Below are 25,957 nucleotides of genomic sequence, written 5' to 3'. Positions count from 1 at the left end.
GACAAGGTGCAGTCCCAGGGCTCCTCGCGGACGACGGTTATCGATGTGAACGCACGGAAGGCAGGTGGCGGCAGTGCCCAGGACGACGGACGGTGACGGTACTCCCGTCCCGCAGCGGCTGCTGGCCGCCGCCACCCGGCTCTTCGCCGAGCAGGGCTACGACCGCACCTCGGTGCAGGAGATCGTCGAGGCGGCGGGTGTCACCAAGGGGGCGCTCTACCACTACTTCGGCTCCAAGGACGACCTGCTGCACGAGGTCTACGCGCGCGTGCTGCGCATCCAGCAGGAGCGGCTGGACGCGTTCGCGGACGCCGACGCGCCGGTGGAGGAGCGGCTGCGGGGCGCGGCGGCCGACGTGGTCGTCACGACGATCGACAACCTCGACGACGCCTCGATCTTCTTCCGGTCGATGCACCACCTCGGCCCCGAGAAGCTCAAGCAGGTGCGGTCCGAGCGGCGCCGCTACCACGAGCGCTTCCGCGCCCTGATCGAGGAGGGCCAGAAGCAGGGCGTCTTCTCCACGGCCACCCCGGCCGACCTGGTCGTCGACTACCACTTCGGCTCCGTCCACCACCTGTCGACCTGGTACCGGCCCGACGGCCCGCTCGCCCCCCAACAGGTCGCCGACCACCTGGCGGACCTGCTGCTGCGCGCACTGCGCCCGTAGCGGACCGCAGCACGGACGGCCGGCGGAGCACCCGGTACCGACGGCCGACGGAGCACCGACGACAGACCGAGCGCGGACAGCGCCGCGGCCCCACCGGACGGTGGGGCCGCGGCGCTGTGGTCACACAGCTGCGATCAGACGTACTTCTTGATCTCCCGGTGCGCCAGCGAGCGCTGGTGGACCTCGTCCGGTCCGTCGGCGAGCTTCAGGGTCCGTGCGGCGGCCCAGAGTTCGGCCAGCGGGAAGTCCTGGCTCACACCGCCCGCGCCGTGCAGCTGGACGGCCTTGTCGAGGATGTCGACGACGGTGCGCGGAGTGGCGATCTTGATGGCCTGGATCTCCGTGTGGGCGCCCTTGTTGCCGACCGTGTCCATCATCCAGGCCGTCTTCAGGACGAGCAGACGCAGCTGCTCGACGGCGACCCGCGCGTCGGCGATCCAGTTCTGGACCACGCCCTGCTGGGCCAGCGGCTTGCCGAACGCCGTACGGGACACCGCCCGCCGGCACATCAGCTCGATGGCGCGCTCGGCCATGCCGATCAACCGCATGCAGTGGTGGATCCGGCCCGGACCGAGCCGCGCCTGCGCGATGGCGAAACCGCCGCCCTCCTCGCCGACCAGGTTGCCCACCGGGACCCGGACGTGATCGAAGACGACCTCCGCGTGCCCGCCGTGGGAGTGGTCCTCGTAGCCGTACACCTGCATGGCACGCTGGACGACGAGGCCCGGTGCGTCGCGCGGGACCAGGATCATCGACTGCTGACGGCGGATGTCGGCGCCGTCCGGGTCCGTCTTGCCCATCACGATGAAGATCTTGCAGTCGGGGTTCATCGCCCCGGAGATGTACCACTTGCGGCCGGTGATGACGTACGAGTCGCCGTCGCGCTCGATGAGCGTGGTGATGTTCGTCGCGTCGGAGGAGGCCACCTCGGGCTCCGTCATCGCGAACGCGGAGCGGATCTCACCGGCGAGCAGCGGCTCCAGCCACTGCTTCTTCTGCTGCTCGTCGCCGAACTGGGTGAGCACCTCCATGTTGCCGGTGTCCGGAGCGGCGCAGTTCAGCGCGGTGGGCGCCAAGTGCGGGCTGCGACCGGTGATTTCGGCGAGCGGGGCGTACTGGAGATTGGTCAGCCCGGCACCGTACTCGGAGTCCGGCAGGAAGAGGTTCCACAGCCCCTGCCTGCGGGCCTCGGCCTTCAACTCCCCGACCACGGCGGGCGTGTCCCACGGCGAGGCAAGCAGAGCGCGCTGCTCCTCCGCGACGGCCTCCGCCGGATAGACGTACTCGTCCATGAAGGTGAGCAGCTTCTGGCGCAGCTCTTCGGTGCGCGCGTCGAATCCGAAGTCCATGGCGGATCAGCCTTCCTGAAGGGTGGTCAGGCCGTGCTCGATGAAGACGGGCGTCAGCTCGCCGATGCGGTCGAAGCCCGCGCCGACGGTCTGGCCCTTCGTGTAGCGGTAGTGGATGCCCTCCAGGATCACGGCGAGCTTGAACCACGCGAACGCCGTGTACCAGGAGACGGCGGACACGTCGCGCCCCGAGCGCGCGGCGTACCGCTCGACGATCTCGGCCGCCTCCGGATGCCCGGCGGCCGAAGCGGTCGTACTGATGGGGGAGTTGGGCAGGTCCAGGGGCGTGCTGTACATGACGAGCAGCCCCAGGTCGGTGAGCGGATCGCCGAGCGTGGACATCTCCCAGTCCAGGATCGCCCTGATCCGGTCGTCGGGCCCGATCAGTACGTTGTCGAGCCGGTAGTCGCCGTGGACGACGGTGGGTGCGGGGGAGCCCGGCAGTTCGCGTCCCAGTGCGGCGTGCAGCTCGTCGATCCCGGCGAGCTCACGGTTCCGGGACGCGTCCAGCTGCTTGCCCCAGCGGCGCAGTTGCCGGTCCAGGAAGCCCTCGGGGCGGCCGAAGTCGGCGAGCCCCACCTCGGCGGGGTCGACCGAGTGCAGTTCCACCAGGGTGTCCACCAGGCCGAGCACCGCGTCGCGGGTGCGCTGCGGGCCGAGCGGGGCGAGCTGGCCGGCGGTGCGGAAGGGCGTGCCCTCCACGAACTCCATGACGTAGAACGGGGCGCCGAGCACCGAGTCGTCCTCGCACAGCAGCACGGGGTTCGGGACCGGCACGGCCGTCGGATGCAGCGCGCTGATCACCCGGTGCTCACGCTTCATGTCGTGCGCCGTGGCCAGCACATGGCCGAGCGGAGGCCGCCGTACGACCCACCGGGCGGTTCCGTCGGAGACCGCGTAGGTGAGGTTCGACCGTCCGCCTTCGATCAGCCGGCCGGTCAGCGGGCCGCTGACCAGTCCGGGCCGCTCACGGTCGAGCAGGCCGCGCAACCGGTCGAGATCGAGACCTGGCGGGTGGTCCGGGCTCATCATTGCTCCTCAGCACACGGGAACGGGACGTGACCATGATGCCGACCAGTCGGTATGTCGTCCAGCGGCTGCGCGAAACGTGATCGGCGTCTCCCCCGGAGCGCGCGAGCCCGGGGGAGACGCCGATCACCGCCGATGGGTCAGTGGTCGTCCCAGTGGCCGCCGTGTTCGGCGTGCCGGTGGCCGTCGTGCAGGTAGTCGAGATGGTCGCCGTGCGCCACGGCTGGGTGCCCGCAGCCCTCGCCGTGCTGATGGTCGTGCCGGTCGTGCGCCGTATGGCCGCTCGGCTCGCACTCGTCCCAGTGCCCCGCGTGCTCGCGGTGCAGATGCCCGTCGTGCGCGTAGTCGACGTGGTCCCCGTGCCGCACCTCGGGGTGCCCGCAGTTCGGACCGTGGACGTGCTGGTGGGTGGGGTGCTCCTGGTGAAGGGTGGTCATCGTGCTCACCTTCGGCTGTGACGTGAAGTGGGACGTGAAGGGCGTCGTCCGCGTGACGCGGGGGCGGAGCGACGATCCAGGCTAGCGCCACAAAGTGTCCCTATTCCGGCCATTTCGGGCCGCGTGGCGCCCGAGTGGCCCCGGGGCGTGCCCTAGAACACCAACGCCACCGCGCACAGGGCCAACGCCATCGCGCACAGGGTCGCCGCCGTCGCGTGCCGGGGAGCGAGAGCGGCCGGGCCGGCCGGGCCCGCGGTCGCCAGCGTCCGGATGCGGCGGTGGGCGAGGGCGAGGAAGGCCAGCCAGAGAACGCAGCAGAACGCGCACGCCACGATCCCGGCCGGGCCGCCGTCGTGCAGGGCCGCCTTCACGGCGAGCACGGCGACGACGGTGCTGGAGAGGGTCGTACGGCGCCAGGCCAGCCGCGTACGTTCCGGCTGCAGGCCCGGGTCGCGTTCCTCCCGGGCGGGCGTCGTCATCCCGCCCAGCCGGCGAGGACGACGACGACCATCGCGACCGCGACGACCGCGACGACGATGCTCAGCACCGCCGGGAACCGCGACACCGGCAGGTCCTCACCGCGGCGCATTGCGAGCTCGCAGCGCACCCAGTGGTTGACGGCCCGCAGCGAGCAGAGCACGCCCGCCGCCAGCAGGGCCAGGGCGAGGCCGGCCCGCCAGGCCCAGCGCAGGTCCGGCAGGAACTGGTCCACGGCGAAACCCCCGCCGATGAGCGCGAGCGCGGTGCGCAGCCAGGCCAGAAAGGTCCGCTCATTGGCCAGGGAGAACCGGTAGTCCGGGGTTCCGCCCTCCTCCCGGATCTCCTGGGGCGCGAACCACAACCGGACATTGCGCACGAGTTCGATCACGTCCAGGACCCTACCGGCGGGCCTGGCGCGGGACGCTGCCGGAGCCGCCCGTCACCGTCGGGCGCTCAGTCCATCGCCCGGTAGTCCCTGAGCCGCTCGTGGGCCGCGAGCCCGTCCGGCACCCACGTCCACTCCGTCAGTCGGCGCTCCACCTCGTCCTCGGTGAGGAAGTCGTGCCAGGCGACCTCCTCCACCTGAGGGTTCACCGGAAGCTCGCACAGGACCTCGTACACGGCCGACCACCAGGTCGCCCCGGCCCCGTCGTCGTACAGGAATCTGAAAAGGGGGGTCGGCCGGGGGAGCCCGGAGACGCCGAGTTCCTCCTCGGCCTCGCGGAGCGCCGCGTCGTCGTACGACTCGCCCGCGCCGACGACTCCGCCGACGAACATGTCGTACAGGGAGGGGAAGACCAGCTTGGTGGGGGTGCGCCGGTGGACGAAGACCCGGCCCGTGGCGTCCCGGGCCTGGATGAACACGCAGCGGTGGCGCAGCCCGCGCGCGTACGCCTCCCCGCGCGGGGACTGCCCGACGACCTGGTCGTTCTCGTCCACGATGTCGAGGATCTCGTCAGCGGCACTCATGGAACCATCCAAGCAGCTCGCGGGAGCGCCTGGGTGGAGCCCGGAGCCGTCTGCGCGGAGTTGTCGGCTTGGAGCCTCAGTGCGGCTGGAGATCCCGCGAGCGCTCCGGCTCCGCGGTGCCCGAGGGCATCGCCGGGTGCATCCCCAGCAGGACGATCCCCACCACGACGCCCGCGAGCCCGGCGGCCTGCCAGGCGAGGGCTCCGGGGTCGGTGCGGAGCTGGTCCCCGAGGAAGCCCACCCCGCAGGCGATGCCGGCCAGCGGCTGGGCGGCGGTGAGGGCGGGCAGCGACATCCGCAGCGGTGCGGTCTCGAAGGCGCTCTGGACCAGGATCAGCCCGGTCACGCCGAGGACGACCACCGCGTAGGGCTGCCAGCCGGTGAGCAGCTCGCTCCAGCCGCCGTCACCGAAGCGCTGACCGCTGACCCGGGTGAGCGCGTCCTGGAGGCCGTACAGCAGCCCGGCGGCCGTGGCGAGGAGCACCGGCCCGGCGCTCAGCCGGGAGCGTTTCGCGTACGTGGTGAGCAGCAGGGCGGTCCCGACCACGATCCCGATGATCAGCCAGTGCCGCAGCGGGTCGTCGACGGCCTCGCCGCCCTGGGGCTGACCGGCCACGATGAACGCCGAGACGCCGCCCGCGAGCAGCAGGAGCCCGGCCCAGCCCTGTCGGCCCAGCGGCTGTTTGGTCTGGTGGCGGGAGAGCGCGAGCGCGAAGAGCAGGTTGGTCGCGAGGAGCGGTTCCACCAGTGTGACCTCGCCCTTGCCGAGCGCGATCGCGCCGAGCACCATGCCGCACACCATGAGCCCGATGCCGCCCAGCCAGCGCGGGACCCGGATGAGGTCGAGCAGCAGGCGGACGGAGAGGAAGTCGCTCAGCGGGGCGTGCGAGGCCGCGTTCTGCTGGAGCACGAAGCCGAAGCCCAGGCAGCAGGCCGCACTCACGGCGAGGACGAGAACCAGTACCGACACGCTGGGTACCTCGAAACATCGGGAGTCGGGGCCACGGTTGCGATTGCCGCCGACTGTAGTGCCATGGGCCGGGGGCCTGCCCCCGGGACTACCAGGAACCAGGCAGTTGACTCGGTCACCTTTCTTGCCGAAGGATCTGACCGATCAGTAACAAGTGCTGGTCGCCCGTACGGTCGACCACCACCTACCACCAATGTCTCACCAACCAGCGATGTTGCCGATCGGGTCGTGACAAACGTCATCAAGTCGTCCCCGTGACGCCGACCCGATCCGACCAGTCGGAATGTCGAGAGGACGGGCCCATGGCCTACGACGCAGATGTGATCGTCATCGGAGCAGGCCTTGCGGGGCTCGCGGCGACCGCGGAACTCGTCGACGCGGGCCGCAAGGTGATCCTCCTCGACCAGGAGCCCGAGCAGTCGATCGGCGGCCAGGCCCACTGGTCCTTCGGCGGGCTCTTCTTCGTCGACTCGCCCGAGCAGCGCCGCATGCGGATCAAGGACAGTCACGCGCTCGCCCTCCAGGACTGGATGGGCACGGCCGCCTTCGACCGGCCCGAGGACCACTGGCCGCGCCAGTGGGCCGAGGCGTACGTCGACTTCGCGGCCGGCGAGAAGCGGCCCTGGCTGCACGGTCAGGGGGTGCGCTTCTTCCCGGTGGTGGGCTGGGCCGAGCGCGGCGGCTACGACGCCAACGGGCACGGGAACTCCGTGCCGCGCTTCCACATCACCTGGGGGACCGGGCCCGGCCTCGTCGCGCCCTTCGAGCGACGGGTACGGGAGGGAGTCGCCCGTGGTCTGGTCGAGCTGCGGTTCCGCCACCGGGTCACCGGTCTGTCCCGCAGCGCCGGCTCCGTCGACACCGTCACCGGAGAGATCCTGGAGCCGTCCGGCATCGAGCGCGGCCAGGCCAGCAGCCGCACGGTCACCGGCACCTTCGAACTCACGGCCCAGGCCGTGATCGTCACCTCCGGCGGCATAGGCGGCAATCACGACCTCGTCCGCGCCAACTGGCCCGAGCGGCTGGGCACGCCGCCCGAGCGGATGATCTCCGGTGTCCCCGCCCACGTCGACGGCGCCATGCTCGGGATCGCCGAGGGGGCCGGCGCCCGGCTCATCAACCGCGACCGCATGTGGCACTACACCGAGGGCATCCAGAACTGGAACCCCATCTGGGAGAAGCACGGCATCCGCATCCTGCCGGGCCCCTCCTCCCTCTGGCTGGACGCGCGCGGCAACCGGCTGCCGGTACCGCTCTTCCCGGGCTTCGACACGCTCGGCACCCTCGAACACATCATGCGGACCGGCTACGACTACACCTGGTTCGTGCTCGACCAGAAGATCATCGGCAAGGAGTTCGCGCTCTCCGGTTCGGAGCAGAACCCCGATCTGACCGGCAAGTCCATCCGGGACGTCATCGGGCGGGCCCGCGCCGATGTGCCCGCTCCGGTCAAGGCGTTCATGGACAACGGCGCCGACTTCGTCGTCGAGAAGGACCTCGGTGCGCTGGTGCGCGGTATGAACGCACTCACCGAGAAGCCGCTCATCGACGAGGAGGCGCTGCGCCGGGAGATCGTCGCGCGGGACCGGGAGATCGCCAACCCCTTCACCAAGGACCTCCAGATCATGTCGATCCGCGGGGCCCGCAAGTACCTCGGCGACAAGCTGATCCGCACCGCGACCCCGCACCGCATCCTCGACCCCAAGGCGGGCCCGCTGATCGCGGTGCGCCTCAACATCCTGACCCGCAAGACCCTCGGCGGCCTGGAGACCGACCTCTCCTCGCGTGTGCTGACCGAGGGCGGCGACCCGCTGGAGGGCGTGTACGCCGCCGGTGAGGCCGCCGGATTCGGCGGCGGCGGAGTCCATGGATACCGGTCGCTGGAAGGCACCTTCCTCGGCGGCTGCCTCTTCTCCGGCCGGACGGCCGGCCGGGCCGCGGCCAAGGCGGTGGGCTGATCGCACCCGAGGCGGCCGCCCCGGACATCGGTCCGGGGCGGCGGTTCGGCGCGTCGGGCCGAGGGCGGCCGTTCCTGATGCCGGTCCGGGGCGGCCGTTCGGCGTGCAAGGCCGGGGAATCCGTTCAAGCCATCGGCCCGGGGCGGCCGTTCGGCACGCGGGAACATGGCGGCCGGCCAAGTCGTCGGGGTGAAGCGGCCGTTCAAGTTGTAGGGACAAGATGGCCGTTCATGTCGTACGGACAAGGCGGCCGTTCAGGACGTTGTGGGGCGGCGTGTATCAACTCCACCGCATGCAGAGGCAGTTGACACGTGTAGCGACTTGGCCGGAGCTTGACTTGAACCTGTGGCTCCGGGTTTGCTGTGCGTGATCACTCTTTGACGAACCGCGCCTGTGAGGTTGAGCAGCGGTGTCACCACCCCCACCTCCTCTGGGCCGCGGTCGCAAGCGCGCGGCCCAGTCCTTCGACGCCGCCCTCGACGACGCCGAACTCGTAGCCGCGCGCACCTCGTTGAACCAGGGGCGGTGGACCGAGGTCCGCGCGCTCCTCGGCGCGACCGGCGACGACTGGGACCGCCGCGGACACCGTGTCACCGTCCTCGCGCAGGAGTCCGCGACGCTCGCCTGGGCCCGCGACTGGCAGCTCGCCGAACCGGAGTCCCCCGACGCCGCTGTACTCCTCGGCTGCGCCACCGTGGAACGCGCCCTGAACGGCAAGGAACGCCCGGAGCGCGCCCGCGACGCCTGCCACCGGGCGGCGGCCCTCGCCCCCGCCGACCCCACCCCCTGGCTCGCCCTGCTCCTCCTGGAGCGCTCGCTCGGCGCCGAGGACGACGTGGTCCGGCTCTTCGACGAGGTGCGCCACCGGCACGCCGTCCATCACCACGCGCACCATCTGATGGTCGCCCGGCTGGCCGAGCGCCGTGCCGCGGCGGGCCAGGACCCCCTGCACGAGGTGTACGACTTCGCCAACTGGGCGGCCGAACAGGCGCCCGCCGACTCACCGCTCGCGATCCTTCCGGTCGTCGCGCACGCGGAGCGCTTCCGCGTGCTCGCCGGCGCCGGGAGCGAGCCCGCCGACCCGGTCGCCTCCGGACACTGGGCCGGGCGCCGGGCCCGCCAGGTGATGAAAGCCGCCTTCGACTGGTGGCTGGAGTGGGAGCACGCCGACCATCCGCGCCGGCTCGTCGACCTCAACTTCCTTGCCCACGCCAAGATCTGCGAGGGCAGGGACGGCGAGGCGGCCGCCCTGTTCCATCGCATCGCGGAGCACGCCACCCCGGCTCCGTGGTCGTACCCGGACCGCGACGGGTACCAAGCCTTCCGCGCCGCGCGCGACAGCGTGCTCGGCGCGGGGTGAACGACCCCCGAAGACCTGACATCCGAAAGGACGACCCCGCGATGACGACGGGCAGTTCGAGCACATCGAGTACGTCGAGCACGGGAAGACCCGCCGCCGACGGCGCCGGCATCAGCACCTTCAAGGGTCAGGACCGGGCCCTGCGCGCCGGCCGGCTGGGCACGGGAGGGCTGCTGCTGTCCGTCCTCGCGGCGACCGCACCGCTCATGGTGGTGGCAGGGGTCATGCCCGCCACCTTCGCGGTGATGGGGATCGTCGGGCAGCCGCTGCTCTTCGTCATCCTCGGCATCGTCCTCGTGCTCTTCAGCATGGGGTACGCCGAGATGAGCCGGCACGTCCACAACGCGGGCGCCTTCTACGCGTACATCTCACGCGGGCTCGGCGGCACCCCGGGCGCGGCCGCGGCCGCGGTCGCCCTCGTCGCCTACAGCGCGCTCCAGGTCGGTATCTACGGACTCTTCGGCTTCGAGGTCTCCGGGCTGTTCGCCACCTACCTCGACACCGAAGTCGCCTGGTGGATACCGGCGTTGGCCGCCGTGCTCGTCGTCGGCGCGCTGGCCTGGCTGAAGATCGACGTCAACGCGTGGGTGCTCGGCGTGCTGCTGATCATCGAGGTGACGCTCGTCGTCGTCTTCGATGTCGCGGCCATCGGCGACCCCGCCAAGGAAGGCCTGTCGCTGCACGCCTTCAACCCGGACACGCTCACCGGAGCGGGCCTCGGCACCGCGCTCTGCTTCTGCATCGCGGCCTTCACCGGCTTCGAACAGGCCCCGGTGTACGCCGAGGAGACCAGCCGCCCGCACATCCTCGTGCCGCGCGTCATGTTCCTGGCGATCGGCTTCGTCGCCGTCTTCTTCGCGATCAGCTCCTGGGCGCTCACCGTCGCCACCGGACCCTCGGCGATCGTCGGGACGTCCCAGAAGCAGAGCGCCGGGCTGCTGTTCTTCCTCACCGAGTCACGGCTCGGCTCCACCTTCACGGACGTGCTCCATGTGCTGTTCGTGACCGGCATGTTCGCGGCCCTGCTGAGCTTCCACAACGTCGTCGCGCGGTACGCCTTCGCCATGGGCCGTGAGGGTCTGCTGCCCGCCGCGTTCGGCCGCACCTCCGGCGCCAGCGGCGCCCCCGGCACCGGCTCGCTCCTGCACACCGTCGTCTCCCTGGTCGTGGTCGGCGGCTTCGCCCTGGCCGACGACAAGCCGACCGGTGACCCGACCGCGCCCGTGCTCCAGCTCTTCACCTGGGGCGGCAACGTCGGAGCGCTCGGCGTCACCCTCCTGATGGCGTCCGCGTCGCTCTCGGTCATCGTGTTCTTCGTCCGCCGCGGCGCGGCCCGCGCCCAGGCCTGGCGGATCGCCACCTCCGCGATCGCGGGCATCGCCCTGCTCGTCATCGCGGTCTACACGGTCAAGGACTTCGACGTGCTGGTCGGCGCGGATCCGGACTCCACCCTGAGCGTGCTGCTGCCCGCCGTCATCGGGATCGCCCTGGTCGTCGGACTGGTCCAGGGCCTGGTGCTGCGCTCCCGCAAGCCCGAGGCACACGCCCGGATCGGCCTCGGCAACGAGGCGTTCCAGTTGGACAAGGCGGCCGAGTCCGCCTCCTGATGAGGCCCTGCCGTCCTCTCCGGGGCCCCTGTTCCCGGACAGGACGTGAGAAGAGATGACGGAACGCTGACGGGCACCCGCCACCACTGGCCTTTTGGGGGTCGCGGGTGCTCGAATCAGTGGGTGAACACTGAACGGCCCGGGGAATCGGACCCGGAGCGACCTCGATCGCGGAAACCGGAGCGGCCGGAGCCACGGGAGCCGGAGCGGCCCGAGCCCCGGGAGCCCGAGGAGCCCGAGGAGCGCGAGGAGCGCGAGGAGCGCGAGGAGCCCGGAGAGCGCGGTCGGCCGATCGGCCGACGGGTGCTGCTCGGCACCCTCGGGCTCGGCGCCCTCGGCGTACTGACCGCGCCCACGCTCCAGCGCGGGATGGAATCCTTCCTCGCCGGCGCCTCCGAGAAGGACCCCACCGGCCTCACCGGGCTGCTGCCCAACGGCGGCGGCTTCCGCTACTACTCGGTGGCCTCCTCCGTTCCCCACAAGAACGCGACGAACTACCGCCTCACCGTCGACGGCCTGGTCGACCACCCCACCAGCTACACCCTCGCCGACCTGCGCGCCCTGCCCCAGACCCGCCTGGTGCACGACGTCCAGTGCGTCACCGGCTGGCGGGTGCCCGGCACCCCCTTCGAGGGCGTACGCCTGTCCCACCTCCTCGACGCCGCCGGGGTGCACCACTCGGCCGGGGCGATCCGCTTCACCTGCTTCGACGGGACGTACACGGAGAGCCTCACCCTGCGGCAGGCCCGCCGCCCGGACGTCCTGGTGGCCCTGCGCATGCAGGACAAGCCCGTCGGCCACAATCACGGCGGCCCCGTCCGCCTCTACGTGGCCCCGATGTACTTCTACAAATCCGCCAAGTGGCTTTCCGGCATCACCGTCACCGAGGACGTCCGTCCCGGGTACTGGGAGAACCGGGGGTACGACGTCGACGCCTGGGTCGGCCGTTCGAACGGACGCGACGATGAACCCACGAGTTGACGACACCCCTGCGGTGTCCGGGCACTCCTCCCACGTACGGCGCTTCAGCCGGGCCGAGCGCTGGGTGCACCGCGTCACGGCTCTGCTGATGGGGGTGTGCGTGGCCACCGCGGCCTGCCTCTACATCCCCCAGTTCGCCGAACTGGTCGGCCGCCGCGAACTCGTCGTGCGCGTCCACGAATGGGCCGGCCTGATGCTTCCGGTACCGGTCCTGGCGGGCCTGGCCTCCCGCGCGTTCCGCCGCGACCTGGGCTTCCTGAACCGCTTCGGCCCGCACGACCGCGTGTGGCTGCGGGCGGCGCTGCGCCGCGACAAGGACCGGGAGTCCCGCCCGGCGGGCAAGTTCAACGCAGGGCAGAAGGTCTACGCCGCCTGGATCGCCGGGGCCACGCTGGTGATGGCGGGCACGGGCCTGCTGATGTGGTTCACCCACCTCACCCCGCTGATGTGGCGCACCTCGGCGACCTTCGTCCACGACTGGCTGGCCCTCACCGTCGGTATCGTCCTCGCGGGCCACATCGGCATGGCACTGGGCGACCCGGAGGCCCGGCGGGGCCTGCGTACGGGATCGGTGAGCCGGCAGTGGGCCGACCGTGAACATCCGCTGTGGCGGCCGTGAGCAGGTGCCGACGACGACGATCGGGCCGTGGGGAGAGCAGAGTTCGGCTCTCCCCACGGCCCGACCGCGCCGGACAGTCCCTGGATCCGGACAGTCCCTAGATGACGAGGGACAGCAGCAGCACCAGGCCTCCGGCCACCACCGAGATGATCGTCTCCATCACGGACCAGGTCTTGACGGTCTGGCCGACGCTCAGGCCGAAGTACTCCTTCACCAGCCAGAAGCCGGCGTCGTTGACATGGCTGAAGAAGAGCGAGCCCGCGCCGATCGCGAGGACGAGCAGGGAGGTGTGGGCGGTCGACATGTCGGCCGCGAGGGGCGCGACCAGGCCGGCCGCCGAGATGGTGGCGACGGTCGCCGAACCGGTCGCGAGACGGATCGCCACCGCGATCAGCCAGGCCAGCAGCAGCGCGGGGATCGACCAGTCCTCGGAGATCTCCAGGATCATCCGACCCACACCGGAGTCGATCAGCGTCTGCTTGAAGCCGCCGCCCGCGCCCACGATCAGCAGGATGCCGGCGATGGGCGCGAGGGACTTCTCGACGGTCGTCGAGATGCGGTCCTTGGTGAAGCCGGCCGCCCGGCCCAGGGTGAACATGCCCACGATCACGGCCGAGAGCAGGGCGATCAGGGGCGCTCCGACGACGTCGAAGACGCGCTGTGTCATGTCCGTCGGGTCGTCGACGACGATGTCCACCAGCGCCTTGGCCAGCATCAGCACCACCGGCAGCAGCATGGTGGCGAGGGTCGCGCCGAAGCCGGGGCGCTTCTCCAGGTCCTCCGAGGCACGCTGCGGGATCATGCGGTCGGGAGCCTGGACGTCCACCCAGCGGGCCGCGTACCGCGAGAACACCGGACCGGCGATGATCACCGTCGGAACGGCGATCAGGACACCGAGGGCGAGGGTGATGCCGAGGTTCGCGTGGACCGCGTCGATCGCGACCAGCGGGCCGGGGTGCGGCGGAATCAGACCGTGCATCACCGACAGGCCCGCGAGCGCCGGGATGCCGATGCGCATCAGCGAGTAGTTGCCGCGCTTGGCGACCATCAGGACCACCGGGATCAGCAGCACGATGCCGACCTCGAAGAACAGCGGCAGACCGATCAGCGAGGCGATCAGCACCATCGCCCACGGCATGGCGCGCCCGCCCGCCTTGGCGAGGATCGTGTCGACGATCTGGTCGGCGCCGCCCGAGTCGGCGAGCAGTTTGCCGAGGATCGCGCCGAGGGCGATCAGGACACCCACGCCGGCGACGGTCGAGCCGAGTCCGGTGGTGAAGCTGACGATGACCTTGTCGAGCGGGGCACCGGCGAACGCCCCGAGGGCCAGCGAGCCGATGGTCAGGGCCAGGAAGGGGTGCAGCTTGAACTTGGTGATGAGCAGGACGATGACGGCGATGCCCGCCAGTACGGCTATGCCCAGTTGAGCGTGGCCCGCCGAAGTGATCGGTTCGACGGTGTCCGCTGCCAGCATCTCGACACTGAGTCTGGTCACGGTGGTTCCCTTGCTTGAGAAACGGACGCGGGGAAGGTGGTGCGCGAAGAAAGGGCCTTCCGGACGGAAGGCGGAGGTGGAGAAGGCGCCCGCCGCGCGCGGCGGGCGGTGCGGTGAAGGACAGGCGTAACCCCGAGGAGACGGGGTCACCGCGAGGGGGATGGGGTCACCGCGAGGCGACGGCTCTACCGCGTGGGGACGGCGTCACCGCCTGAGGTCGGCGTTACCGCTCGGGCGGTGCGAGACCGTCGAGCGCGGCCACGGCCCGCTCGGTGATCTCGTTGGGGCCGCCGGACACATCCACCAGGACCCCCGCCTCGTCCGCCGCCAGCGGCTGGAGCGTGGCGAACTGCGAGTCCAGGAGTGCCGTGGGCATGAAGTGCCCCTTGCGGTGCGACATCCGGTCCTCGATGAGCTCGCGGTCGCCGGTGAGATGCACGAAGACGACCCCGGGCGCCGCCGCCCGCAGCCGGTCCCGGTAACTGCGCTTCAGCGCCGAACTGCTGACCACACCGCCGAGCCCGGCCCGGTCGTGCGCCCAGCGCCCGATGGCGTCCAGCCAGGGCCACCGGTCCTCGTCGGTCAGCGGCGTCCCGGCCGTCATCTTGGCGATGTTGGCCTGCGGGTGGAAGTCGTCGCCCTCGGCGTACGGAACGCCGAGCCGGGCCGCGAGCAGCGGACCGATGGTGGTCTTTCCGGTGCCTGCGACGCCCATGACCACGACGACATGGGGGGTGGGACTGTGCTGCATCGCGCTCTCGCTGTCTTCGTCGACATCTGATGTCGACGCCACTGAAACGTATTAGGTACGATGAATTCAAGAGTATGTGACATATAAGTCTGACTTTTTGTTCTGGGCGTCTGCCTCGTACGCTGGCTCCATGACCACACGGGGCCGGGGACTGCACGGACATGTACTGGAATCCCTCGGGCCGGCGATCACGGCGGGCGATTACCCGCCGGGGAGCGTGCTGCGCACCGACGAACTCGCACAGCGCTTCGAGGTGTCCCGCTCCGTGATGCGCGAGGCGGTCCGGGTGCTCGAATCCATGTACCTGGTCGAGTCCCGCCGCCGCGTCGGCGTGACGGTCCGCCCCAAGTCCGAGTGGAACGTGTACGACCCTCAGGTCATCCGCTGGCGGCTGGCCGGCGCCGACCGCCCCCACCAGCTCCGTTCGCTCACCGTGCTGCGCTCGGCGGTCGAACCGGTCGCCGCGGGGCTGGCCGCGCGGCACGCCACCGCCGAGCAGTGCGCGGAGCTCACCGAGTGCGCGCTCGGCATGGTCGCCACCTCACGCGGGCAGCAGTTGGAGGCGTACCTCGTCCACGACGTCGCTTTCCACCGGGTGATCCTCAACGCGTCGGGGAACGAGATGTTCGCCCGCCTCGGTGACGTCGTCGCGGAGGTCCTGTCCGGCCGGACCCACCACGAGGTCATGTTCGAGGACCCCGACCCCGCCGCCGTCACCCTGCACGTCCAGGTCGCCGCCGCCGTCCGTGAGGGCGACGCGCCCCGCGCCGAGCGGCTCACCCGCGAGATCACCGTCGGCGCACTCCAGGAGCTGGACGTCCTGGCGCCCTGACGGCGCGTGCACTCCGAACGCCGGAGCACTCTGAGCGCCGGAGCAGTCTGAAGGCGAGTGCACCCTGACGGCCGGCGCCCCCTGACGGTCAGTCGAGGAACTCCCCGTCCACGTACACCCAGGCCCCGTCCACCCGCTCGAACCGGCTCCGCTCGTGCAGCGAGCCGCCCCGGTAGGAGGCCCGGAAGGTCACGGTCCCCATGCTGTGGAACGCCGAGCCCTGAACCGTGTCCAGGATCTCCAGACCGGTCCACCGCATCCCGGGGTCGAACTCCACCCGGGCCGGTCGCGTCCGCGGATGCCAGGTCCGCAGCAGGTACCCCTCGTCCTCCTTCACGAAGGCGCAGTAGCGCGACCGCATGACTGCCTCGGCGCTCGGCGCCGCGGCCTCGCCGCGATGGAAACGCCCGCAGCACCGCGCGTACGGCTCGGAGAGCCCGCAAGGACAGGAACGACTGGTCATGGGGTCATTCTCCCCGGACCCGGGCGGAGTCCGCGTTCGTGGGCGGATAGGTGGGCCGGGCCGGCAGCTGCGGGGCTGGCAGCTGCGGGGCGGGCTGCGGCGGGGCCTGTGCCGGCAGCGGCGGCAGCGCCGTCTCGTACAGCCACGCCCGGAAGAGGTCGTCCAGGGACTCGGCCGCGTAGCGCGAGACGTGCGCGGCGAAGACGGACGTGGTGACCACACCGCCCCGGTGCAGGGTCGCCCAGCCGCGCAGCATGCGGAAGAAGGCCTCGTCGCCCATCGCACAGCGGATCGCGTGCACCGTGAGCCCGCCGCGCTCGTAGAGCCGGTCGTCGAACATCAGCTTGCGGCCCGGGTCGGACAGCAGCAGGTCCTGTGGCAGCGCGGACAGCTTCCGGTGCGCGGCGGCGGCCAGCTGACGCGCCGGGCGCCCGCCCGAGCGCTCCGACCACAGCCACTCGGCGTACTTCGCGAGCCCCTCGTTCAGCCAGATGTGCCGCCAGTCCGCGATGGACACGCTGTTGCCGAACCACTGGTGCGCCAGCTCGTGCGCGATCAGCCGCTCCGAACCCCGTGCCCCGTCCACATGGTTGGCCCCGAACAGCGAAAGACCCTGCGCCTCGACCGGGACATCGAGCTCCTCCTCGGTCACCACCACCGCGTACTCGCCGAACGGATACGGCCCGAAGAGGCCCTCGAACAGCTCCATCATCGCGGGCTGGCGCGCGAAGTCCCGGGAGAACTCCGGGAGCAGCTGCGCGGGCAGATGCCCGGACTGCGGTACGCCCCCGAGGCCCGGGTCGCCGAGCAGCACCGTCTGGTACTTGCCGATCGACAGACCCACCAGGTAGCTGGAGGTCGGCGCCGACTGCTCGTACACCCAGGTGGTCGTCGACGCCTTCGTCGTCCGCGTCAGCAGACGTCCGCCCGCCACCACCGTGTAGGAGGAGGGCGTGGTGATCGAGATCTGGTACGCGGCCTTGTCGGCCGGCCGGTCGTTGCACGGGTACCAGGACGGCGAGCCGATCGGCTGGCTCGCCACCAGCGCACCGTCCTCCAGCTCCTCCCAGCCGAGCCCGCCCCAGGGGCTGCTGACCGGCTTGGGGTTGCCCGACCAGTGCACCTCGACGGTGAAGGCGGCGCCGGCCCGTATCGGCTTCGGCGGACGGACCCGCAGCCTGCCGCCCCGATGCGTGTAGTGCGGCGCCTTGCCGTCGACGCGGACCCGTCCGATCCGGAAGTCCGCCAGGTTGAGCTGGAACTCGGTCAGCGCGGAACGGCCCGCTATGGCGTTGAGCCGCGCGGTGCCGGAGAGCCGGTTCGGGCCGGGTCGGTAGTCCAGCGCGAGCTCGTAGCGGTGCACCCGGTAACGGGGATCTCCGTTGGCCGGGAAATAGGGGTCCGATCCCGCTGTCTGCTGAACGCTCACCGCTGCGACTGCTCCCTGCCCTGTGCTCGACGTACCGCTGTACCGCCCTTCGTATCCGATGCAGGTCACGTCTTCTACGAACGCCAGGCCTCGATCGGATTGCCCAGCCAGCGGGTGTCGTCGGGAACGGACTCCGCCGCCATCACGAGCGACGCGGGACCCAGGGTGGAGCGGGCCCCGACGATGCTGCCGGGCAGGACGATTCCGCCCGGGCCCAGGGTGGCGCCCTCACGGAGGACCACAGTATCCGTCCGCAAGATCCGGTCGTGGAAGAGGTGGGTCTGCAGGACACAGCCCCGGTTGACCGTGGCCGCGTCCCCGAGCGTCACGAGGTCCGTCTCGGGCAGCCAGTAACTCTCGACCCACGTGCCCCTGCCGATCCGCGCGCCCAGTCCGCGCAGCCACGCGGTCATCAGCGGCGTACCGGGTACGGATCCGGCCAGCCACGGCACGGCGACGACCTCCACGAAGGTGTCGGCAAGCTCGTTGCGCCACACGAAACCGCTCCACAGCGGGTGCTCACCGGCACGGTGCCGGCCGACCAGCAGCCACTTCGCCGCGATGGAGACCAGGCAGGCGAGCACACCCACGGCGAGCAGCACGGCCCCCGAGAACGCCCACGCCCACGGTCCCAGCGCACACAGCGCGGCGACCGTCAGCACGGCCAGCGCCGCCGAGCAGAACACCGGCACGAGCCGGCACAGCTCCACCAGACCGCGGGCCCACAGCAGCCGGGCCGACGGGTCGTAGGTACGGCTCTGATCGCCGCCCTGCGCCGCACGCGGCAGCTTCATCGGCGGCAGCCCCAGATACGAGCTGCCCTTCTTCGCCTTCTTCGGCGTCGCCGACAGCACACCGACCAGACCGCCGTCCGGCACACTGCGGCCCGGAGCGGTCATCCCGGAGTTGCCGAGGAACGCCCGGCGGCCGATCTCGGCCCGCCCGATGCGCATCCAGCCGCCCCCGAGCTCGTACGGCGCGGTCAGTGTGTCGTCGGCGAGGAACGCGCCCTCGCCGACCGTCGTCAGACTCGGCAGCGCGAGAACGGTCGACACCTCGGCGCCCCGGCCGATCCGCATGCCCAGCAGCCGCAGCCACACCGGTGTGATCAGCCCGGCGTACAGCGGGAACAGCGTCTCCCGGGAGCGGTCCATCAGCTGGGTGACCGTCCAGGCCTGCCAGCCGATCCGGCTGTGCGTCGGATGCGTGCCCTCGTGCAGCCCGAGGCTCAGCAGCCGTACGGACACCAGGAGCAGCAGCGCGTACGCGAGACCGAAGGCGAGCGTCGCCGGCACCAGGGCGAGCGCGGCACCGCGCAGCGCCTCACCGAGCCCCGCGTCCGCGCTCACGAACACCCGGGCCACGAGCAGCGCGGCGACGGCGGCCAGCATCGGCAGCGCGCTCAGCGCGAACCCGGTCGCGCCGTACATCGCCCGCCAGTACGTGCCGCGCTGCGGCCGGTCCTTGGGCCACGCGCGCTTGGCCTTGCCGAGCTTGACCGCGGGCGCGCCGGCCCAGCGCTGCCCGGTCGGAATCTGCCCGGCCACGGCGGAACCCGGGGCCACCTCGGCGCGCTTGCCGACCCGGGCCCCCGGGAACAGGATGCTGCGCGTTCCGACCACGGCTCCGGCTCCCACCTTCACGGTGCCGATCTCCAGCCGGTCACCGTCCAGCCAGTACCCCGACAGGTCCACCTCGGACTCGACGGCGGCACCCCGGCCCAGCTTCAGCATGCCGGTCACCGGCGGGAGCGAGTGCAGATCCACGTCCTGGCCGATCCTGGCGCCCAGGGCACGGCCGTACCGCTCCAGCCAGGACCCGGTCAGCGAGGTCGCGCCACTGAACCCGGCGAGCCGTTCGGCCGTCCAGAGCCGCAGATGGACGCCCCCGCCCCGCCGGTAGCGGCCGGGCTTCACCCCGCGCAGCAGCAGCCGCGCACCGCCCGCGGCGATCGCGAGCCGCCCCGGCGGGCTGAAGAGGACGAGCACACCGGTGCCCACCAGCCACCACGAGGTGTCCGGCGCCCACGGATACGGACCGAACCAGTGCAGTACGTTGCCGAGCGCGGCCAGCGCCACGGTCCAGCGCAGCCCGAGCAGGCTGAACAGCGGGATCAGCGCGAGCAGCTGGATCAGCTTGGCGCGCAGCGGGACCGGCGTCACGGTCCGCTCGGCGCCGTCGTCCTGGCGGGACTTCTCCAGATGCCGGGCGAGCTTGCGCAGCACGGGCTGCTGATAGATGTCGAGCACGGCGGCGCTCGGGTAGCGGGCGCGCAGCTTCGTGGTGAGCTGGGCGGCCGCGAGGCTGCTGCCGCCGATCGCGAAGAAGTCGTCGAGGGCGCCCCCGACGGGGATGCCCAGCACGTCGCTCCACTGCTCGGCGAGCCAGGCCTCGGTGCCGTAGAGCTGCTCCTTGGCGCCGCCGGTCTCCAGGCCCTCCAGCGGCCAGGGCAGCGCGCCCCGGTCGACCTTGCCGGACGTCCGGGTCGGCAGGTCCTCGACCGGGGCGATCAGCGGCACCAGGGCGGCGGGCAGTTCGGCGCGCAGTTTCTCGACGGCGGCAGCCTGGTCCCAGCCGTCCTGGGTGACCACATAGCCGACGAGGAGCTGATTGCCGCCGCGCGCGGTGCGTACGGCGGCGGCGGCGCCCGCGACACCGGGCAGCGCCTGGAGTGCCGCGTCCACCTCACCGAGCTCGATCCGGCGTCCGCCGAGCTTGATCTGTTCGTCGGCCCGTCCGAGGAAGATCAGCCCCTCGGGTTCGGCCTTGACCAGGTCACCGCTGCGGTACGCCCGCTCCCAGCCCAGCGAGGCGAGCGGCGCGTACTTCTCGGCGTCCTTCTCGGCGTCGAGGTAGCGGGCGAGCCCGACCCCGCCGATCACCAGCTGGCCGGTGCCGCCCATCGGCACCAGCTCGCCGGCCTCGTCGACGACGGCCAGCTCCCAGCCGTTCAGCGGCAGCCCGATACGGATGGGCTCGTCGCCGGTCAGCAGCGAGGCGCAGGCCACGACGGTCGCCTCGGTCGGCCCGTACGTGTTCCAGACCTCCCGGCCCTCGGTCACCAGGCGCTGCGTCAGCTCGGGAGGGCAGGCCTCGCCGCCGAAGATCAGCAGCCGGACGTCGTTGAGGGTCTCCGGCTCCCACAGGGCGGCGAGCGTGGGCACGGTGGAGACGACGGAGATGTCCTGCTCCGCCAGCCAGGGCCCGAGATCGGCGCCGCTGCGCACCTGGGAGCGCGGCACGGGCACCAGACAGGCCCCGTACCGCCACGCGAGCCACATCTCCTCGCAGGAGGCGTCGAAGGCGACGGAGAGGCCCGCCATGACCCGGTCGCCGGGGCCGATCGGCTCCTCGGTCAGGAAGAGGTCGGCCTCCGCGTCGACGAAGGCGGCGGCGCTTCGGTGGCTCACGGCCACACCCTTGGGCTTGCCGGTGGAACCCGAGGTGAAGATGATCCACGCGTCGTGCTCGACGCCGGGCCGCCCGGCGGGTACCTCGGAGCGGCCGGTGACGGTCAGTTCCTGCGCGGCGCCGACGACCGCGCGCACCCCCGCCTCGCCGAAGACCAGCTCGGCCCGCTCGTCGGGGTCCTCGGCGTCCACCGGAACATAGGAGGCACCGGCCGCGAGGACACCGAGGATCGCCACGTACAGCTCGTTCGTGCCGGACGGGACCCGCACGCCGACCCGGTCCCCGAGACCGACCCCGGCCTCCGCGAGCCGCCACCGCATGGCCTCGACCTCGGCGGCCAGGGCGCGGTAGGTGAGGGCACGCCGGCCGTCGTCGAGAGCGGGCTCGTCGGGGTACGCCCGTACGGAGGCGTCGAAGATGTCGACGAGCGTGCGCGGCGAGGCGGCCGAGGAGGCGGAGAAGCGCGCCTGGTCACCGAACTCCGCACGCACCTCGTCGTCGGACAACGCGAGTGCGGGGCCTTGCTGGAGGGCTGCCATCGGGTCCTCACGTGTTGTTCCCGGAGACTCCGGGGAGCCGGTGGGCCCGCAGGTACGCCTGGGGATATTCCGGTCCAGCTCCGAACAAGCCTGCAATTTTAGTACGACGCTAGCCTCGGACCTGGAAATCAGCGATGCGAGGCACTCCGCACGGGTCGTCCGAACCTTCGTAGCAGCGCTGTGACGTGGGGATATGTCAGCGTGACGAGATCTGCCCCACATCTTTCCGTGACACCCCGAACACGACGAGCGAGGGCCCCGGCCTGATGACCGGGGCCCTCGCTGTGCCAGGAACGCAGAAGACCCCACACGAAGTGGGGTCTCAGCTGGTGTCCGAGGGGGGACTTGAACCCCCACGCCCGATAAAGGGCACTAGCACCTCAAGCTAGCGCGTCTGCCATTCCGCCACCCGGACAAGGTGTTTGTCGCGCGGGTTTCCCTCGCGGCGACAGAGGAAACATTACCAGGCTTTCGAGGGCCCCCGATCACCCCCTGTCGCCGCGTGAACTGCGTGTGACGGGCCGGGTCCTGCCTTGGGGAGGGGAGGGGATCGGGGAGAGGATGTGGGGGACCACCAGCGGCGACAGCGGGAGGAAGCAGCGTGAGCGAGAGCGGCACGACCAGGAACGTCACGGGCGAGGACGAGGTCGTGGACCTCTGTCGTGAGCTGATCCGGATCGACACCAGCAACTACGGGGACCACTCGGGCCCGGGGGAGCGCAAGGCCGCGGAGTACGTCGCCGAGAAGCTCGCCGAGGTCGGCCTCGAGCCGCGCATCTTCGAATCCCACAAGGGGCGCGCGTCCACGGTGGCCCGCATCGAGGGCGAGGACCCCTCGCGGCCCGCGCTGCTCATCCACGGCCACACCGATGTCGTACCGGCCAACGCGGTGGACTGGACCCACCACCCCTTCTCCGGCGAGATCGCCGACGGGATGGTGTGGGGCCGCGGCGCGGTCGACATGAAGGACATGGACGCCATGACGCTGGCGGTCGTACGGGAGCGGATGCGCACCGGCCGCAAGCCCCCGCGCGACATCGTCCTCGCCTTCCTCGCCGACGAGGAGGCGGGCGGCACCTGGGGCGCCCGGCATCTGGTCGACAAGCACCCGGACCTCTTCGAGGGCGTCACGGAGGCGATCGGCGAGGTCGGCGGCTTCTCCTTCACGGTGAACGAGAAGCTGCGGCTGTACCTCGTCGAGACCGCGCAGAAGGGCATGCACTGGATGAAGCTCACCGTGGACGGCACCGCCGGACACGGTTCGATGATCCACAAGGACAACGCGATCACCGAGCTGTCCGAGGCCGTCGGGCGGCTCGGCCGGCACACGTTCCCGGTGCGGGTGACGAAGACCCTGCGGCACTTCCTCGACGAGCTCGGCGACGCCCTCGGCACCGAGCTCGACCCGGAGAACATGGACGAGACGCTCGCCAAGCTCGGCGGCCTGGCCAAGCTCATCGGCGCCTCCCTCCAGAACACCGCCAACCCGACCCAGCTGGGCGCCGGTTACAAGGTCAACGTGATTCCGGGGCAGGCCACCGCGCATGTCGACGGCCGCTATCTGCCGGGCTACGAGGAGGAGTTCCTCGCCGACCTCGACCGCATTCTCGGCCCCCGTGTGAAGCGCGAGGACGTGCACGCGGACAAGGCCCTGGAGACCGGCTTCGACGGTGCCCTCGTCGACGCCATGCAGACCGCGCTCTCCGCCGAGGACCCGATCGCGCGCGCCGTGCCGTACATGCTCTCGGCCGGCACCGACGCCAAGTCCTTCGCCGACCTCGGCATCCGCTGCTTCGGGTTCGCCCCGCTGAAGCTGCCGCCGGAGCTGGACTTCGCCGGCATGTTCCACGGCGTCGACGAGCGGGTGCCGGTGGACGCGCTCCAGTTCGGCGTGCGCGTACTGGACCGTTTCATCGACGCCTCGTGACGCGTCGCCGACAGGTTGCCCGGACGCGCCGACGACGGGTTGTGGGACGTTGACGAAGGGTTGTGGGGTGTTGACGCCGACATTCGCCCGCGCGTACGGAGATCGCCCGGGACGGGTGAATGCGACCATAAGCCCATAGCCCTACTACTCCCTCCTCGTTACAGGTGTTGCGATCCGCTGCTTGGGATCGCATTTGCCTACAAGGAGGAATAATGATCAAGAAGGTCGTCGCTGCTGCGGCTGCTACTGGTGGTCTGGTTCTCGCGGGTGCGGGCCTGGCCGTCGCCGACTCGGGTGCCCAGGGTGCCGCCGTGCACTCCCCGGGCGTCCTTTCCGGCAACGTCATCCAGGTGCCTGTTCACATCCCCGTGAACGTTTGCGGCAACACGGTCTCCGTGATCGGGCTGCTGAACCCCGCCTTCGGCAACACCTGCATCAACAAGTGACGTTGTGCCTCATCCCATGCGGGGGCACCCCATGGGTCACCTCATGAGGGTCGCTTCGTGAGGGTCTGAGCTCGTCGGCCCCGGAGTGCGCACCACGCGCTCCGGGGCCGACCGGCTTTCCGCGCACACGTCTGGGTGTGCGCGTGTTCCGGATGGTCCACGTCCCAAGGACTGTTGGTCCACGTCCCAAGGACTAAGGCAGGGATTCAGCTATGCGACAGATCACCCGCAAAGGCCTGATGACCGTGGCGGCGGCCGGCAGCGTGCTCGCGGTCACCGGCGTCTCCGCACACGCCGACTCGGGTGCGAGCGGCTCCGCGTCGGACTCGCCCGGCGTGCTGTCGGGCAACACGGTGCAGGTGCCGGTGCACGCGCCGGTCAACGCCTGCGGAAACACCGTGAGCGTGGTCGGGGTGCTCAACCCGGCGATGGGCAACACCTGCGTCAACCCCGGCGGCCGGGGCGGTGCGTCCGGCGGTCACGGCGGTACGGGCGGCCACTCGGCCGGCGGATCCCGGGCCGGCGGCCACGCCGGTCACTCGCCGGGTGTGGGCTCCGGCAACCACGTACAGGTGCCGGTCGACGCCCCGGTCAATGTCTGCGGCAACAGTGTCAACGTCGTGGGGGTCGGCAACGCGGCGGCGGCCGACGGCTGCGCGAACGGCGCGTCGGGCGCTCACTCCACCACCCCGCCCGGCGGCGGCCACCACACACCCCCGCACGGCCACCCCGGCCACCCCGGAAACCCTGGTCAGCCGGGTCACCCCGGGTACCCGGGCCAGCCTGGTGAGCCGGGCCACCCGGGAACCCCCGGTCACCCGGGGCAGCCCGGTCACCCCGGAACCCCGGGCCAGGCGGGCACCCCGGGTACGCCCGGGCAGCCGGGCACGTCCCCCGCGGGCGGGGGCAAGCACCGCGGGGGTGCCTCGCAGGTCGGTCGACCGGGTTCCTCGTCCGTGGCGCAGGGCGCCCCGGACGGCGCGGCCCAGCTCGCGCACACGGGCAGTGAGCTTCCGCTCGGCGCGGTCGTACCCGCGGGAGCCGCCGCGCTCCTGGCCGGAGCCGTGCTCTACCGCCGGGCGCGCTCGGCACATGCGTGACCACGGCACGTCACCGGTGTGACCGAGGCGCCACGCTTTTCCCCCGTGGCGTGACGGGTGCGGGCCCCGCGACGGCGGGGCCCGCTCCGGTTCAGCGGCCTTCCGTCACCACGTGGCACGCACCTGGCGAATGATTCGCCGGCGCAACCGCACCCTGCGGCTGCCGTCGCGCAGCAGACTCAGGCGGTCCAACTCCCAGTGTCCGTACTCTGCATGGTCCGTCAGCAGACGTGTCGTGTCCTTGCGGGAGACCCCGCGAGGTACGTACACGTCGACAAATTCGTATTCCGGCATCGCATCTATTGTGCGGGCAGAGGCCCTGTACGGATAGCGTCTGCACTATGTCTGATGCTGTGCAGCCCACCGCTGCCGAGGTACGCGCCGCCGCCGAGGCGGTCAAGACCGCTCTCGACCGCCACCTGGCCGCGGTCGAGCGCAGGACGGGCGATGACGACCCGGCCGTCTACGAGGCGTTCAACGAGCTCGCCGCGGCGGCCGAGGAGTACGACGAACTCCTCTACGACCGCTACGACGAGGTCACGCCCTTCGAGATCCCCGGCAGTGATGACACGCTGCCTCCGTACACCGGACCCGAGGAGCCGAACGCGCTGAGCGTGGTGATCCGCCGGGACTACGCGGTGGTGGAGCCGCAGCGACTGCTCGCGCAGGCCCAGCGGGTGGAAGCCGTGGAGGAGGACGGCGCCACCGCCACCGAGGGCTTCGACGCGGCGGCCGGCACCGTTCACGGGGCGCTCGGAGTCCTGTTCGGCGAGTTCGAGCCGGACGAGATCGCTTCCCGGCACAAGGAATTCGGTCTGGAGGAGGGCGACTCCACACTCTGGGTGACCGCCGCGGACGAACCCGCCGAGCCCGGTGAATGGCTGGAGGCACCCTTCGAGTCGATCGACCCGCAGCGCGTCGTCTGCCGCTTCGACGTGAGCGCGGTCTTCGACGACGAGTCGGACGACGACGACCTGGACGACGACCTCGGCCCCGACGGGGAGCTCGCCCCCCTGGACCAGCCGGACGCGGATCGCTGAGCCCGGCCCACCACGGTGGGCGCACACGAGTGGCGGCCACCGGACAACGGTGGCCGCCACTCGTGTGTTCACGGGCACCGGTACGGGCCCGGTACCGA

Annotated in this window: 24 protein-coding genes and 1 tRNA gene; 11 read left to right on the top strand and 14 right to left on the bottom strand. The window is 71.2% G+C overall.

Going from position 1 to position 25,957, the window contains the following annotated elements:
* Positions 1–73 precede the first annotated feature (73 nt).
* Positions 74–667, top strand: a complete 594-nt coding sequence (locus tag ABZX90_RS19110) for a TetR/AcrR family transcriptional regulator (RefSeq protein WP_351129704.1) — start codon at positions 74–76, stop codon at positions 665–667.
* Between the two features lie 134 nt (positions 668–801).
* On the opposite strand, the gene ABZX90_RS19105 is transcribed toward ABZX90_RS19110, so the two are convergent.
* The 7 genes from ABZX90_RS19105 to ABZX90_RS19075 all read right to left on the bottom strand — a co-directional run bounded on the left by ABZX90_RS19105 (position 802) and on the right by ABZX90_RS19075 (position 5,901).
* Positions 802–2,016, bottom strand: a complete 1,215-nt coding sequence (locus ABZX90_RS19105) for an acyl-CoA dehydrogenase family protein (RefSeq protein ID WP_355206236.1) — start codon at positions 2,014–2,016, stop codon at positions 802–804.
* Positions 2,017–2,022: 6 nt separating this feature from the next.
* Positions 2,023–3,045, bottom strand: a complete 1,023-nt coding sequence (locus ABZX90_RS19100) for a phosphotransferase family protein (RefSeq protein ID WP_351135220.1) — start codon at positions 3,043–3,045, stop codon at positions 2,023–2,025.
* Between the two features lie 140 nt (positions 3,046–3,185).
* On the bottom strand, positions 3,186–3,482 hold the full coding sequence (locus tag ABZX90_RS19095; protein WP_351135222.1) for a hypothetical protein: 297 nt from the start codon (positions 3,480–3,482) through the stop codon (positions 3,186–3,188).
* 152 nt (positions 3,483–3,634) lie between these two features.
* Positions 3,635–3,961, bottom strand: a complete 327-nt coding sequence (locus ABZX90_RS19090) for a DUF202 domain-containing protein (RefSeq protein ID WP_351135224.1) — start codon at positions 3,959–3,961, stop codon at positions 3,635–3,637.
* Positions 3,958–4,350, bottom strand: a complete 393-nt coding sequence (locus ABZX90_RS19085) for a DUF202 domain-containing protein (RefSeq protein WP_355206232.1) — start codon at positions 4,348–4,350, stop codon at positions 3,958–3,960. The genes ABZX90_RS19090 and ABZX90_RS19085 overlap by 4 nt, the downstream gene beginning before the upstream one ends.
* Before the next feature lie 65 nt (positions 4,351–4,415).
* On the bottom strand, positions 4,416–4,931 hold the full coding sequence (locus ABZX90_RS19080) for an NUDIX domain-containing protein (protein ID WP_355206229.1): 516 nt from the start codon (positions 4,929–4,931) through the stop codon (positions 4,416–4,418).
* Positions 4,932–5,007: 76 nt separating this feature from the next.
* Positions 5,008–5,901, bottom strand: coding sequence for a DMT family transporter (locus tag ABZX90_RS19075; protein WP_351135229.1), 894 nt, complete (start codon positions 5,899–5,901; stop codon positions 5,008–5,010).
* A 302-nt stretch (positions 5,902–6,203) separates the two neighbouring features.
* Between ABZX90_RS19075 and ABZX90_RS19070 the strand changes: the two genes are divergently transcribed.
* The 5 genes from ABZX90_RS19070 to ABZX90_RS19050 all read left to right on the top strand — a co-directional run bounded on the left by ABZX90_RS19070 (position 6,204) and on the right by ABZX90_RS19050 (position 12,426).
* Entirely contained in the window at positions 6,204–7,859 is a 1,656-nt protein-coding gene (locus tag ABZX90_RS19070; protein ID WP_355206225.1) for an FAD-binding dehydrogenase, read from the top strand.
* 409 nt (positions 7,860–8,268) lie between these two features.
* Entirely contained in the window at positions 8,269–9,219 is a 951-nt protein-coding gene (locus ABZX90_RS19065) for a hypothetical protein (RefSeq protein WP_351135332.1), read from the top strand.
* Between the two features lie 41 nt (positions 9,220–9,260).
* On the top strand, positions 9,261–10,826 hold the full coding sequence (locus ABZX90_RS19060; protein WP_351135330.1) for an APC family permease: 1,566 nt from the start codon (positions 9,261–9,263) through the stop codon (positions 10,824–10,826).
* A 291-nt stretch (positions 10,827–11,117) separates the two neighbouring features.
* Positions 11,118–11,807: a molybdopterin-dependent oxidoreductase gene (locus ABZX90_RS19055; RefSeq protein ID WP_351135334.1), complete on the top strand. Its 690-nt coding sequence runs from the start codon at positions 11,118–11,120 to the stop codon at positions 11,805–11,807.
* Positions 11,791–12,426 carry a cytochrome b/b6 domain-containing protein gene (locus tag ABZX90_RS19050; protein ID WP_351135328.1) on the top strand — a complete coding sequence of 212 codons (636 nt, stop codon included), beginning with the start codon at positions 11,791–11,793 and terminating at the stop codon, positions 12,424–12,426. The genes ABZX90_RS19055 and ABZX90_RS19050 overlap by 17 nt, the downstream gene beginning before the upstream one ends.
* Before the next feature lie 97 nt (positions 12,427–12,523).
* Here ABZX90_RS19050 and ABZX90_RS19045 read toward each other — a convergent pair whose 3' ends face one another.
* Both ABZX90_RS19045 and ABZX90_RS19040 read right to left on the bottom strand, forming a co-directional pair.
* Positions 12,524–13,921, bottom strand: coding sequence for a gluconate:H+ symporter (locus ABZX90_RS19045; RefSeq protein ID WP_351134512.1), 1,398 nt, complete (start codon positions 13,919–13,921; stop codon positions 12,524–12,526).
* A gap of 223 nt (positions 13,922–14,144) precedes the next feature.
* Positions 14,145–14,672, bottom strand: a complete 528-nt coding sequence (locus ABZX90_RS19040) for a gluconokinase (protein WP_351134510.1) — start codon at positions 14,670–14,672, stop codon at positions 14,145–14,147.
* Positions 14,673–14,802: 130 nt separating this feature from the next.
* On the opposite strand from ABZX90_RS19040, the gene ABZX90_RS19035 reads away from it, so the two are divergent.
* Positions 14,803–15,504 carry a FadR/GntR family transcriptional regulator gene (locus tag ABZX90_RS19035; protein WP_351134508.1) on the top strand — a complete coding sequence of 234 codons (702 nt, stop codon included), beginning with the start codon at positions 14,803–14,805 and terminating at the stop codon, positions 15,502–15,504.
* Between the two features lie 88 nt (positions 15,505–15,592).
* Here the strand turns inward: ABZX90_RS19035 and ABZX90_RS19030 are convergent, their stop codons facing one another.
* From ABZX90_RS19030 to ABZX90_RS19015, 4 genes are all read right to left on the bottom strand, one after another.
* Positions 15,593–15,967, bottom strand: a complete 375-nt coding sequence (locus tag ABZX90_RS19030; protein WP_355206218.1) for a YchJ family metal-binding protein — start codon at positions 15,965–15,967, stop codon at positions 15,593–15,595.
* A 4-nt stretch (positions 15,968–15,971) separates the two neighbouring features.
* A complete protein-coding gene (locus tag ABZX90_RS19025; RefSeq protein ID WP_355206215.1) occupies positions 15,972–17,396 on the bottom strand; it encodes a M1 family metallopeptidase in 1,425 nt (474 codons plus the stop codon).
* Positions 17,397–17,470: 74 nt separating this feature from the next.
* Positions 17,471–21,346 (bottom strand): Pls/PosA family non-ribosomal peptide synthetase, encoded by a 3,876-nt coding sequence (locus ABZX90_RS19020; protein WP_355206212.1) that lies wholly within the window; start codon positions 21,344–21,346, stop codon positions 17,471–17,473.
* A gap of 327 nt (positions 21,347–21,673) precedes the next feature.
* A tRNA-Leu gene (locus ABZX90_RS19015) sits at positions 21,674–21,761 on the bottom strand.
* 186 nt (positions 21,762–21,947) lie between these two features.
* On the opposite strand from ABZX90_RS19015, the gene ABZX90_RS19010 reads away from it, so the two are divergent.
* The 3 genes from ABZX90_RS19010 (at position 21,948) to ABZX90_RS19000 (ending at position 24,819) form a co-directional block, all read left to right on the top strand.
* On the top strand, positions 21,948–23,273 hold the full coding sequence (locus ABZX90_RS19010; protein ID WP_351134500.1) for a M20/M25/M40 family metallo-hydrolase: 1,326 nt from the start codon (positions 21,948–21,950) through the stop codon (positions 23,271–23,273).
* 212 nt (positions 23,274–23,485) lie between these two features.
* Positions 23,486–23,719 carry a chaplin ChpH gene (gene chpH, locus ABZX90_RS19005; protein WP_351134498.1) on the top strand — a complete coding sequence of 78 codons (234 nt, stop codon included), beginning with the start codon at positions 23,486–23,488 and terminating at the stop codon, positions 23,717–23,719.
* Between the two features lie 212 nt (positions 23,720–23,931).
* Entirely contained in the window at positions 23,932–24,819 is an 888-nt protein-coding gene (locus ABZX90_RS19000) for a chaplin family protein (protein ID WP_355206208.1), read from the top strand.
* Positions 24,820–24,924: 105 nt separating this feature from the next.
* Here the strand turns inward: ABZX90_RS19000 and ABZX90_RS18995 are convergent, their stop codons facing one another.
* Entirely contained in the window at positions 24,925–25,113 is a 189-nt protein-coding gene (locus tag ABZX90_RS18995) for a DUF5703 family protein (protein WP_326788735.1), read from the bottom strand.
* Between the two features lie 47 nt (positions 25,114–25,160).
* Between ABZX90_RS18995 and ABZX90_RS18990 the strand changes: the two genes are divergently transcribed.
* The gene (locus tag ABZX90_RS18990; protein WP_351134494.1) at positions 25,161–25,859 is read left to right on the top strand and encodes a hypothetical protein; all 699 of its coding nucleotides are present in this window, start codon (positions 25,161–25,163) and stop codon (positions 25,857–25,859) included.
* The last annotated feature ends 98 nt before the right edge of the window (positions 25,860–25,957 follow it).

Source organism: Streptomyces sp. NPDC002935 (genome assembly GCF_040611295.1).
Lineage (GTDB): Bacteria > Actinomycetota > Actinomycetes > Streptomycetales > Streptomycetaceae > Streptomyces.
The sequence above is the reverse complement of the archived record's forward strand: the minus strand, read 5'-3'. Positions and strand labels throughout refer to the sequence as shown.

What these genes read in the sequence shown, in the direction of transcription:
- ABZX90_RS19105 (WP_355206236.1), bottom strand. Translation starts at nt 2,016, where the DNA reads ATGGACTTCGGATTCGACGCGCGCACCGAAGAGCTGCGCCAGAAGCTG.
- ABZX90_RS19100 (WP_351135220.1), bottom strand. Translation starts at nt 3,045, where the DNA reads ATGAGCCCGGACCACCCGCCAGGTCTCGATCTCGACCGGTTGCGCGGC.
- ABZX90_RS19095 (WP_351135222.1), bottom strand. Translation starts at nt 3,482, where the DNA reads ATGACCACCCTTCACCAGGAGCACCCCACCCACCAGCACGTCCACGGT.
- ABZX90_RS19090 (WP_351135224.1), bottom strand. Translation starts at nt 3,961, where the DNA reads ATGACGACGCCCGCCCGGGAGGAACGCGACCCGGGCCTGCAGCCGGAA.
- ABZX90_RS19080 (WP_355206229.1), bottom strand. Translation starts at nt 4,931, where the DNA reads ATGAGTGCCGCTGACGAGATCCTCGACATCGTGGACGAGAACGACCAG.
- ABZX90_RS19070 (WP_355206225.1), top strand. Translation starts at nt 6,204, where the DNA reads ATGGCCTACGACGCAGATGTGATCGTCATCGGAGCAGGCCTTGCGGGG.
- ABZX90_RS19060 (WP_351135330.1), top strand. Translation starts at nt 9,261, where the DNA reads ATGACGACGGGCAGTTCGAGCACATCGAGTACGTCGAGCACGGGAAGA.
- ABZX90_RS19050 (WP_351135328.1), top strand. Translation starts at nt 11,791, where the DNA reads ATGAACCCACGAGTTGACGACACCCCTGCGGTGTCCGGGCACTCCTCC.
- ABZX90_RS19040 (WP_351134510.1), bottom strand. Translation starts at nt 14,672, where the DNA reads ATGCAGCACAGTCCCACCCCCCATGTCGTCGTGGTCATGGGCGTCGCA.
- ABZX90_RS19035 (WP_351134508.1), top strand. Translation starts at nt 14,803, where the DNA reads ATGACCACACGGGGCCGGGGACTGCACGGACATGTACTGGAATCCCTC.
- ABZX90_RS19030 (WP_355206218.1), bottom strand. Translation starts at nt 15,967, where the DNA reads ATGACCAGTCGTTCCTGTCCTTGCGGGCTCTCCGAGCCGTACGCGCGG.
- ABZX90_RS19020 (WP_355206212.1), bottom strand. Translation starts at nt 21,346, where the DNA reads ATGGCAGCCCTCCAGCAAGGCCCCGCACTCGCGTTGTCCGACGACGAG.
- chpH (WP_351134498.1), top strand. Translation starts at nt 23,486, where the DNA reads ATGATCAAGAAGGTCGTCGCTGCTGCGGCTGCTACTGGTGGTCTGGTT.
- ABZX90_RS19000 (WP_355206208.1), top strand. Translation starts at nt 23,932, where the DNA reads ATGCGACAGATCACCCGCAAAGGCCTGATGACCGTGGCGGCGGCCGGC.
- ABZX90_RS18995 (WP_326788735.1), bottom strand. Translation starts at nt 25,113, where the DNA reads ATGCCGGAATACGAATTTGTCGACGTGTACGTACCTCGCGGGGTCTCC.
- ABZX90_RS18990 (WP_351134494.1), top strand. Translation starts at nt 25,161, where the DNA reads ATGTCTGATGCTGTGCAGCCCACCGCTGCCGAGGTACGCGCCGCCGCC.